General features: G+C 46.8%; 2 tRNA genes. Both read right to left on the reverse strand.

Annotated elements, in window-relative coordinates:
• Positions 1-97: 97 nt before the first annotated feature.
• Positions 98-189, reverse strand: a tRNA-Ser gene (locus tag A1OO_RS12520).
• A 47-nt stretch (positions 190-236) separates the two neighbouring features.
• Positions 237-313 (reverse strand) — tRNA-Arg (locus tag A1OO_RS12525).
• Between the last annotated feature and the right edge of the window lie 123 nt (positions 314-436).

Consider the following 436-nt stretch of genomic DNA (forward strand, 5'->3'; position numbering starts at 1 on the left):
CAGTGCTTTCTTCTTTCATAAAGCGTTCCTCTTAGCTACAAAAGGAACAGTGCCACCAATGAACATTACCTTAGGTAAATTCAGTGGTGGCAAAGAATGGCGGTGAAGGAGGGATTCGAACCCTCGATACGGGATAAACCGTATACTCCCTTAGCAGGGGAGCGCCTTCAGCCTCTCGGCCACCTCACCACACAAATTTGGTGCAATAACAAGTCAAACAACTCGTTACATTAAAATGGTGCGCGTGGGAGGATTCGAACCTCCGACCGCCTGGTTCGTAGCCAGGTACTCTATCCAGCTGAGCTACACGCGCAATACTTCTCAATTTGAAAAATGGTTTTCTTTGCTAGAGAAAACGTGTTGATTGTCATTTCTAACCACCAACAAAATAATGGCGGTGAAGGAGGGATTCGAACCCTCGATACGGGATAAACCG

The organism is Enterovibrio norvegicus FF-33 (genome assembly GCF_000286835.2).
Classification (GTDB): Bacteria; Pseudomonadota; Gammaproteobacteria; order Enterobacterales; family Vibrionaceae; genus Enterovibrio; species Enterovibrio norvegicus_A.